The 9125-nt window shown below is 75.1% G+C and carries 9 protein-coding genes and 1 pseudogene; 3 read left to right on the top strand and 7 right to left on the bottom strand.

What is annotated here, in order from left to right:
* Nucleotides 1-158 precede the first annotated feature (158 nt).
* The 3 genes from SSBG_RS11060 to SSBG_RS11050 all read right to left on the bottom strand — a co-directional run bounded on the left by SSBG_RS11060 (nt 159) and on the right by SSBG_RS11050 (nt 2283).
* Entirely contained in the window at nt 159-422 is a 264-nt protein-coding gene (locus SSBG_RS11060; protein WP_008746237.1) for a hypothetical protein, read from the bottom strand.
* 111 nt (nt 423-533) lie between these two features.
* Entirely contained in the window at nt 534-1115 is a 582-nt protein-coding gene (locus SSBG_RS11055) for a hypothetical protein (protein ID WP_158677763.1), read from the bottom strand.
* 178 nt (nt 1116-1293) lie between these two features.
* On the bottom strand, nt 1294-2283 hold the full coding sequence (locus tag SSBG_RS11050; protein WP_037869465.1) for a glycosyl hydrolase family 18: 990 nt from the start codon (nt 2281-2283) through the stop codon (nt 1294-1296).
* A 205-nt stretch (nt 2284-2488) separates the two neighbouring features.
* On the opposite strand from SSBG_RS11050, the gene SSBG_RS11045 reads away from it, so the two are divergent.
* Entirely contained in the window at nt 2489-3193 is a 705-nt protein-coding gene (locus SSBG_RS11045) for a demethylmenaquinone methyltransferase (protein WP_008746234.1), read from the top strand.
* 118 nt (nt 3194-3311) lie between these two features.
* Here the strand turns inward: SSBG_RS11045 and SSBG_RS11040 are convergent, their stop codons facing one another.
* Nucleotides 3312-3677 carry a PASTA domain-containing protein gene (locus tag SSBG_RS11040; protein ID WP_037869464.1) on the bottom strand — a complete coding sequence of 122 codons (366 nt, stop codon included), beginning with the start codon at nt 3675-3677 and terminating at the stop codon, nt 3312-3314.
* A 151-nt stretch (nt 3678-3828) separates the two neighbouring features.
* A pseudogene (locus SSBG_RS11035) lies at nt 3829-4360 on the bottom strand (GNAT family N-acetyltransferase).
* A 98-nt stretch (nt 4361-4458) separates the two neighbouring features.
* On the opposite strand from SSBG_RS11035, the gene SSBG_RS11030 reads away from it, so the two are divergent.
* The gene (locus SSBG_RS11030) at nt 4459-5742 is read left to right on the top strand and encodes a geranylgeranyl reductase family protein (protein WP_008746231.1); all 1284 of its coding nucleotides are present in this window, start codon (nt 4459-4461) and stop codon (nt 5740-5742) included.
* 92 nt (nt 5743-5834) lie between these two features.
* Here the strand turns inward: SSBG_RS11030 and SSBG_RS11025 are convergent, their stop codons facing one another.
* Nucleotides 5835-6575, bottom strand: a complete 741-nt coding sequence (locus SSBG_RS11025; RefSeq protein ID WP_234010473.1) for a non-ribosomal peptide synthetase — start codon at nt 6573-6575, stop codon at nt 5835-5837.
* Nucleotides 6576-6625: 50 nt separating this feature from the next.
* On the opposite strand from SSBG_RS11025, the gene SSBG_RS11020 reads away from it, so the two are divergent.
* A complete protein-coding gene (locus SSBG_RS11020) occupies nt 6626-7684 on the top strand; it encodes a hypothetical protein (protein WP_008746229.1) in 1059 nt (352 codons plus the stop codon).
* 60 nt (nt 7685-7744) lie between these two features.
* Here the strand turns inward: SSBG_RS11020 and SSBG_RS11015 are convergent, their stop codons facing one another.
* Nucleotides 7745-8614, bottom strand: coding sequence for a C40 family peptidase (locus SSBG_RS11015; RefSeq protein WP_008746228.1), 870 nt, complete (start codon nt 8612-8614; stop codon nt 7745-7747).
* Nucleotides 8615-9125 lie beyond the last annotated feature (511 nt).

The following is a 9125-nucleotide window of genomic DNA, read 5'->3' as shown; positions in this document are numbered from 1 at the left end:
GCGGTCGATGCCGCGCTCCGCGAGGCGGCGGTACGCGGCGGGCTGCGCCTCGTCGCGAGCCCCGCCCCGACGCCGCTCACGCCGGGGGCCCGCGCCGACTTCTTCGCGCGCACGGACGAGGGCACGTGCGTGGCGACGGTGTGCGCGGGCCGCCTGGTCTACCGGCGGCGCTGAGGGGAGGGGCCGGCGGCGGCCGTGCCGCGTCCCCGGCCCTCGCCGCCGGGCACGCGGTGCAGGCGGGCGAGGGGCACGTACCCCCCGAAGAGGATCAGGAGCACCGCCCAGGCGTCGCCGCGCAGGACGTCCACGAGCCCGCCCAGCGCCAGGAACGCGCCGAGCGCCCACCACGGCGGGCCGGGGACCCCGCCCCTGAAGTACCAGCCGTGCCGCCCGGCGAAGGCCGCCATCCTCGCGCCTGCCATGGCCGCTTTCCTTCCGCCGTGTCCGGACCGGACGGGGAGTATCTCAGGAGCGCGATGTCTTGGCCAAAGGTCCGGGGTGGGGTTCAGCACCCCGCGTGCAGCACCCCGCGTTCAGAACCGCCCGGGCGGGCGCGTACCGGCGGTCGCGTCGTCGCCGTGCCGTCCGGCCGCCGCGGGCGCAGGCGCGGGCGGCTCCTCGCGCCGCCCGGCGGCGGCGAGGGCGTGTTCCGTCTCCCGCAGACAGGCGCTCGTGCGGCGCCAGGAGAAGACGATCCCGAGACCGAAGCCCAGCCCGACGAGCGCGACGACGACTCCCAGCGCCGCGTCCCCGTCCAGCACCGAGACCACGAGGGCGCCGGTCCAGAGGAGGGTCAGGAAGCCGCAGGGGACGACGAGCACCGCGGGCCGGGCGCGTCGCCCCCGCACGTACCGGACGTAGGCGCCGAGCAGCCGCCCCTCCTCCGCGTCCGCGGGCACCAGGCGCTTGCGGAAAGCGATCTGCGCGCGGCGGACTTCGTACAGGTCCGTGCCGAGCGCCCGGGCGACCCGCTGCGTCTGCCGGCGCGTCATCGGGTAGGAGACGACCACGACGGGGAGTATCCGCGGCACCGTCTCCAGGGGACTGCGGCCGAACGCCGGCCCCACCAGCACTCCCGCGAGCAGGCCCGCCGCGATCGCCGTCAGCAGTGGCACCACCTTCCGCCACACGCCGCGCTCCCGGCCGTCCCGCCCCGTTCTCCTCACCATCTCCGCGCGCCCCCCTGTGCGTTGGCCTTCCGCTGCCAGGCCGGGTACCCCCACCCGCACCCGGCACGCACCGCTCCCGGCACGCACCGCACCCGCACACCGCTCCCGCCCCCGGCCGGCGCGGTCAGCCCGCCGCGCCCCCGCCCGCGAGCAGCCGCGCGAACTCGCCCTTCTCCTGCGCCACCCCCGTGCACCGCTCCCGCGAGGACTCGCCCCGCGCGCAGGGCCTGTCGCGGAAGGAGGCCCACAGCGACAGGCCGCCGAGCCCGGCGCGCACGGCGAAGGCGTGCGTGCGCCGGGCGTCCGCGCGCGTGAACGTCTCGTGCGGCACGTCGTTGACCCCCGGCATCACCGTCAGGCGCAGCCGCCGCCACGCGGTACGCGAGGACCAGCCCAGCACCGCGCGGAGCTGCCCGTGCGCGGCGCGGGCCGCCCGCTCCCCGTACGCGCTCATCGGGCCCTCGGAGTCCGGGTAGGCGGAGCCGTAGCTCATCGTCATGATGTTGACCTCGCCGACCCGCACGCCCGCCGCGCGCAGCCCGCGCAGCAGCGCCCGCGCGTCTGCCTCCAGGCCCTCGGGCATGACCGGCAGCGTGACCAAGACGTCCAGGCCCCCGTCGGCCTGCAGGCGCGCGAGTGCCCGCGCGCGGCGCGCGTTCGCCGCCGTGTCGCCGAGCGTCCCGCCCTCGATGTCGAAGTCGGCGCGGTCCGTGCCCGCCGCGTCCGGCGCCCGGCGGTACGCGGCGGCCAGGGCGTCCACCGAGCCGCACGCCCGCGCCAGTTCCGTACCGGCCTCGCCGCCGAAGGACACGCGCACGCGGCCCAGCCGCCCCGCCCGCTCCACCACCGCCGGGTCGTCCACCGGCTCCGTGCCGCCCCACACCGGCACGCACCGCCGCCCGTCCGCGACGGCGAAGGCCAGGCGGTACTCGTCCGGGTGAGCCGTCGCGTCCAGCGCTGACGCGGACTCGGCGCTCACGTACGGGGCGAAGCCCACGCGCCGCGCGGGCGCGTCGTCGGCGGAGTCCGCCGGGGCGCCGCCGCAGGCCGCGAGGAGCAGCGGCAGCGCGCAGGCGAGGGCGAGCAGGGGGGAACGGCGCGGCGGCGGGGGCACGGGGGCCTCTTCCGGGAGAGGGGGCGGAACCTCCCGAACCTCGCACACCGGGCCGTCCCGCGTGACGTTTTCGACGGGAAGTGACGGACAACGGACGGTTTCCGGCACTTCGCCGCCCGTTCGTGACCCGCGCGGGGGCCCCGCCCGTCGCCGTCCGCCCCCGGGCTCGTACGCCGTCTTTATCCGGGCCTGCCACAATGACCCGGTGACGACACGCGCATCCCTGGACAAGCAGCCGCAAGAAGTCGCTTCGATGTTCGACGGTGTGGCCAAGCGCTACGACCTCACCAACGACATCCTCTCCTTCGGCCAGGACCGCGCCTGGCGGGCGGAGGTGGCGAAGGCCGTGGACGCGCGCCCGGCGCAGAAGGTCCTCGACCTCGCGGCCGGCACCGCGACGTCCTCGCTGCCCTTCACGCGGACCGGCGCCTACGTCGTGCCCTGCGACTTCTCGCTCGGGATGCTCCGGGTCGGCAAGCAGCGCCACGGCTGGCTGCCCTTCACCGCCGGGGACGCGACCCGGCTCCCGTTCCGCGACGACGTCTTCGACGCGGTCACGATCTCCTTCGGCCTGCGCAACGTGAGCGACACCCCGGCCGCCCTGCGCGAGCTGTACCGGGTGACGAAGCCGGGCGGACGGGTCGTGATCTGCGAGTTCTCCTCACCGACCTGGACGCCGTTCCGCACGGTCTACACCGAGTACCTCATGCGGGCCCTGCCCCCCGTGGCCCGTGCGGTCTCCTCCAACCCCGACGCCTACGCCTACCTCGCCGAGTCGATCCGCGACTGGCCCGACCAGCCGGCTCTCGCCTCGCTGCTCCAGGACGCGGGCTGGTCGAAGGTCGCCTGGCGCAACCTGACGGGCGGCATCGTGGCACTGCACCGCGGTTTCAAGCCGCAGGAGGGCTGAGCCGCCCGGGGCGGAGGCCCGTAAGCGCGCGAGGGCGGCACGGGGGCCGGTACGGGTACGGCTGCGGGGCGGCCCGTACGCCCGGCCGCCCCGCGCCCGCCTCCGCGCCCGCCCCGTCTCAGCCCGAGACGGCGACGCCCTCGGGCCCGTCCCCCTCCGGCTCCGGCTTCTCCCGCTCCAGGCCGCTGACCCCTGGCCCCGGGTCGAGCGGTTCGCGCACCCCGGTGCCGCCACCGCCCTCGTCGCCCTCGTCGGGCCAGGTGTCGAACCACAGCGTGAGGACGGCGCCGTGCGGGACGCGCGCGCCGGGCTCCGGGTACTGGCGCACGACGTAGTCGAGGCCCCCCTCCAGCACCTCGGGATCGTCGGGGGACTCGGTCGCGAGCCCCTTCTCCTGCGCGGCCGTCACCGCGTCCATGGCCATGAGGCCGAGCAGGCGCGGCACGAGGACGAACTCGGTCGGCTCCGGCACGAGCGAGGACATGCTCTCAACTCCCCAGGTCAGGCGGTACCCAACGGTAGCGGCGCCCCCGGTGCGAGGCGGTCCGTACGCGCGGGACGCTCCGGAACAGGCGTGTGCCCCGGATCGGGGCGCGCTCACGCGGGGCGCCGCCGCGCGGCCCGGGGCGCCGCTCTCACAGCGCCAGCTCGTACCTCCGGCCCCGCTCCGTTCCGTCCGGCAGGGCGAACGTCTCCGCGTGGCGCATCCCGAGCCGCTCCACGACCGCGAGCGAGCGCGTGTTGTGCTCCTTGACCATCGCCACGACCGAGGGGACCCCGGCCGCGCGCAGCCGGTCCAGGGTCGTACGGGCCGCCGCCGTCGCGTATCCCCGGGCTCCAGGCGGTACGGGCCAGCCGCCAGCCGATCTCGATGGCGCCGACCGGGCCGAAGTGGGCGTGCGGCCACGGCTGCGCGCCCGTGAAGCCGACGACCTCACCGGCCGCGTCGGTCACCGTCCACAGGCAGTAGCCGAGTTCGGCGTCGTGGCGCCGCTGGCGCGCGGTCAGCTCCTGGTAGACGGAGAGCTCGGCGGGCCGGCCGCCGTGGAACTCCATGACCTCGGGATGGGCGAAGGCGCGGTGCCAGTGGTGCGCGTCCTCGTCGGTGGGGACACGCAGGGCGAGTACGGGGGCGGGACGGGCGGCGGCGGGGGGCGAGGTGGTCACTTCCGGTCAGCCCTTCGGTCGGGGGAGACGACGCCTGAATAGACTGCCCGTGTCCGGTGCCGCTCGGCACGTGATTTCAAGTCGTCGGGAGAAGTGTCGTGGCCGAGGCCCTGTCCGAACACAGCGCGGATGTGATCGTGGTGGGCGCCGGACCCGCCGGGTCGGCGACCGCATACCACCTGGCGAAGGCCGGACTCGATGTCCTGCTCCTGGAGAAGACGGCCTTCCCGCGCGAGAAGGTCTGCGGCGACGGCCTCACCCCGCGCGCCACGAAACAGCTGATCGCGATGGGGATCGACATCTCCGAGGAGGCGGGCTGGCTCCGCAACAAGGGCCTCCGCATCATCGCGGGCGGCAACCGCCTCCAGCTCGACTGGCCGGAACTCGCCTCCTTCCCCGACTACGGCCTCGTCCGCAAGCGCGACGACTTCGACGAACAGCTCGCCCGCGCCGCCCAGAAGGCGGGCGCGCGGCTGTACGAGCGGTGCAACGTCGGCGCGCCGGTCACCGACGAGTCCGGCCGCATCACGGGTGTGCACGCGAAGCTCGGTGAGGAGAAGACCCCCGTCACCTTCCACGCCCCGCTCGTCGTCGCGGCCGACGGCAACTCGACGCGGCTCTCGCTCGCGATGGGCCTGCACCGCCGCGAGGACCGGCCGATGGGCGTCGCGGTCCGCACGTACTTCACCTCGCCGCGCCACGACGACGACTACCTGGAGTCGTGGCTGGAGCTGTGGGACCGGCGCGGCCCCGGCGAGGACCGGCTCCTGCCCGGCTACGGCTGGATCTTCGGCATGGGCGACGGCACCTCGAACGTCGGCCTCGGCGTCCTCAACACCTCCTCGTCCTTCAAGGAGCTGGACTGGCGCGAGGTCCTCAAGGCGTGGTGCGCCTCGATGCCGGAGGACTGGGGCTACACGCCCGAGAACATGACGATCCCGATCCGGGGCGCGGCCCTCCCGATGGCCTTCAACCGCCAGCCGCACTACACGAAGGGGCTGCTCCTCGTCGGTGACGCGGGCGGTCTCGTCAACCCCTTCAACGGTGAGGGCATCGCCTACGCGATGGAGTCCGGCGCGATCGCCGCCGAGGTCATCGTCCAGGCGCACGGCCGCCGCACCGCGCAGCTGCGCGAACTGACCCTCCAGCGTTACCCGAAGGTCCTCAAGGACACCTACGGCGGCTACTACAGCCTCGGCCGGGCCTTCGTGAAGCTCATCGGCAACCCGAAGATCATGAAGCTCGCGACGGAACGCGGCCTCACGCACCCCGTCCTGATGAAGTTCACCCTCAAGCTCCTCGCCAACCTGACCGACCCGACGCACGGCGACGCGATGGACCGCGTCATCAACGGCCTGACGAAGGTGGCCCCCAGGGCGTGAGCCCGGGGGCGAGGCGGCGCGGGCCGGGGGCCGCCGCCGCGGTGGCCGCCGGACGCGGTGACGTCTCCGGCGGCGCGCGGCGGGCGCGGTCCTTACTGGATGAGCTCGATCCGCGGGTGTTCCGGGGACGCCGGGCACATGTGGATTTGCAGGTCGTAGCCGTGGGCGAGCGTCACCTGGGTGAACCCCGCGGGCACGCTGCGGGGCAGGAGCCGCGTGGGCGCGGAGCGCTCCTCCAGGGGCATCCAGTTCCGGCTGCTCGCGTTCCACTCGGTACTGGCGATCGTGAGCAGCGGCACCTCCTCGGTGCCGCACTCGGGGCAGGACCTGGGCTGGGGGTCGGTGAGGCCCCAGCGGGTCCAGCCGCCCACCTTCCAGCCGGGGCTGATCGACAGCGTGGTGCGGTAGAAGTCGTACGACACGGACTCGTCCTCGTCGTAGTCGTCCTCGTCGGAGCGTGCGGGCACCGCGACCCCGGCCGCCTCCCAGGTGCCGGGGTCGGCGAGCCACTCCTGGAGCTCGCCGCTCAGTTCCAGGGGGTGCGGGTACTCGACGACCTGCTCCGGTGCCAGCAGGCACGGTTCGGGCAGGTAGAAGGAGTACTGGATCGCGGACGGCTCCGGGGGCGCGTCGAGAACGCGGGAGACCTCGGCGGCGACGCGCCAGTACAGCGCGGTCCTCGGCTGCGAACCGTGGTCGAAGGGGCACCACAGGACCTGGAGCAGATCGGCGCCGGACGGGCCCGGCAGGGGAAGGTCGCGCGCATAGAGCTGGGCGACCGGCAGCATCGGGACCGGGCCCCGCGCCTCGCGGCCGTCCCGGCCCCGCGCCACCACCGGCCGCCGTCACACCCGCCAGGGCGGGTCAGAAAGGAGACACCAGCGTGAAGAGGAGCGACGACTCCCTTCCGGAGCAGGACTGGGACCGCTTCCTGCGGGAGGCCACCGCCGGGACCGGGGCGGCCGACGCGCCCAAGGAACCCTCGGCACGGGCCCGGATGGTGACCCGCAGGCTCCAGGGGCAGCCCCCGCCCGAGCCCCCGCGCGCCTACCGGCTCGCCGCGCCCGCCGCCGCGCGCGGGCGCAGGCCCTGGTTCACGATCGTCGTCGCCGCCCTCGTCGTCCTCGCGATCGTCGCCTTCGTGCCCGGCCCGCTGACCGGCCTGTTCCGGTTCGGGGGCGGCTCCGGCGGGCCGGCCGCCCCCCAGGGCCCCACCGTCCGCGAGCCGTTCCGCGACTCGCCCGCCGAGGACTGGGCCGGCGGCGCGGACGGCATCGATGTCCCCGTCGCGCGGGCGACGGGCGGGCTGAGCGCGGCCGGGGTCGGCGAGGCGCTCGGCCGGACGAAAAACTTCCTCGCCGGCACGAACCTGGACCCCGGCGTCCTGCGGGGCGAACGCCCCACCGCCGCGCTGCGCTTCCTCGATCCCCGCCAGAAAGCCGTACGCGAGTACGTCGCCGACGCCTTCGGAGCGCCCGGCGCGCCCGGCGCGGAGAACGACCCGCTGCGTCTCGCCACGCGCTTCGACCCCGAGCGCTTCGCCTTCGCGGGGGACGTCGTCAAGACGCGCGGCGGGATGACGGTCCGCGCGGCCGAGGACGGGGGGATCGACGTGCGGACGGACGTCACCTTCGTCTACCCGGTGGTGCGTGCCTCCGGCGGCGGCGAGGTCGTGCGCACGATCGTGCGGCGCGCGGCGGTCCTGCGCTGGCCGGCCCCGGGGGCGCCCGGAGCGGGGACGTTCCAGCTCGTGTCGTACGCCTCCGATGTCACGAACGGGGGGTGCGGGGAGCGGAAGGGGTACTTCAGCCCCGAGTTCGGCGCCGAGCGCGCCACGGTGGCGCCCGACGAGGGTGTCGTCATCGACCCGTACGACCGCGCGGGCACGGTCGACGCGCACGCGGGCGCGCGGGGCCACTGCGCCGCGGCGGTCCGGTCCTGAGACGCGCGCCGGGCGGGACCCCGTGGGGGGACCCGCCCGGACGTCTCGTGTGAGGGAGGCTCAGAGGAGCCGGATGGCCCCCGAGGCCGGGTAGCCGGAGAGGTCCTGGACGACGACGCCCTTGCCGGGGTTGGCGGCGTCGAGGTACTGGCCGTTCCCGAGGTAGACGCCCACGTGGTACGCGGAGCCCGCGCCGCCCCAGTAGAGGAGGTCGCCCGGCTGCGCCGAGGAGACGGAGACCTGGGTACCGGCCGTCGACTGCTCCTGCGAGGTGCGCGGGAGGTCCACGCCGACGGAGCGGAACGCGGCCTGGGTCAGGCCCGAGCAGTCCCAGGAGTGGGGGCCGGTGCCGCCCATGACGTACGCGTCGCCGAGGTGCGACTTGAGGAAGGCGATGACGCTCGCGGCGGAACCGCTCGCGGGCGCCGAGGCCGACTGCGCGGGCGCCGCGGCGGAGGCGGTGCGCGTGGAGGTGCCGGTGCTCGCGGGGGCCGAGGGGGCGAGGGTCGTGCGCGTCGCGGAGCGGGAGGCGGCCTCGCGCGCCTCTGCGGCGCGCTTCGCGGCGGCCTCCTCGGCGGCCTTCTTCTTCGCGGCGGCCTTCTCCTCGGCCTTCTTCTCCGCCTTGTCGCGGTCGGCCTTCGCCTGCTTGGCGGCCTGGGCGAAGGACGCGTCCTGCTCGGCCCGCAGTTCGTAGCTCGTGGCCATCTGCCGCGTCGAGTCGGCGGCGGCGGCCATGGCGGCGGACAGGTTGGCGGTCAGGGTCGGCATTTCGATGGTCTCGGTCACCGGTTCGGCGGCCGAGGCCGAACCCGAGGCACCGGCCACCGCGAGCGTGCCGAGCACGCCACTGGCGACGCCGGCCCGCAGGGCGATGCGCGAGGCGCTCCGGCGGGGCTTCCGGTGGCTGGGTATCTGAGCGGTGTGGGGCATGGGACCTATCGCTATCAAGAGGCCGCCGGTGGGTTCAACAAACGTGGGATGCGCCACTGTTGACCGCAAAACGGGCGAAAGGTGCGGGCCTGTTATCGGTCTGATCGCCCATAGGGGGCGAAAGGGGTGGGCCCTGTCTGTGGTGATCATGGCCGTGATCCCGCTGTTTCCGCGATACGTCCCAATTGCCCCGCGCCTACCATCGCTTCCGCTTCGTGGCCAACCTCCCCGCCCCGGGGCACGGGACGGGAGTGGCGCAGGTCACGGAACGGTGTAGGCGCGACCTGCGTCCGCGCGCCCCTCGTGATGGCCCGCGTCCGCTCCCTCGCGATGTCCCGCGTCCGCTCCCGCGCGGCCTTCCGCGCTCGCTCCCGCGCGGCCCCCTCTCGTCGCTCCCGCGCGCTCCCGCGCACCCGCTCCCGGGCACTTCCCCCGAACAGCCCCACCCGCTTCCCGGCGGGGGTGATTTCCCCCTCGTGAACGCGCGCACGCGCGAGGGCCGTTGGGGGAG

The sequence above is a fragment of the Streptomyces sp. SPB074 genome, assembly GCF_000154905.1.
Classification (GTDB): Bacteria; Actinomycetota; Actinomycetes; order Streptomycetales; family Streptomycetaceae; genus Streptomyces.
This window is presented reverse-complemented; position numbering and strand designations above follow the sequence as displayed.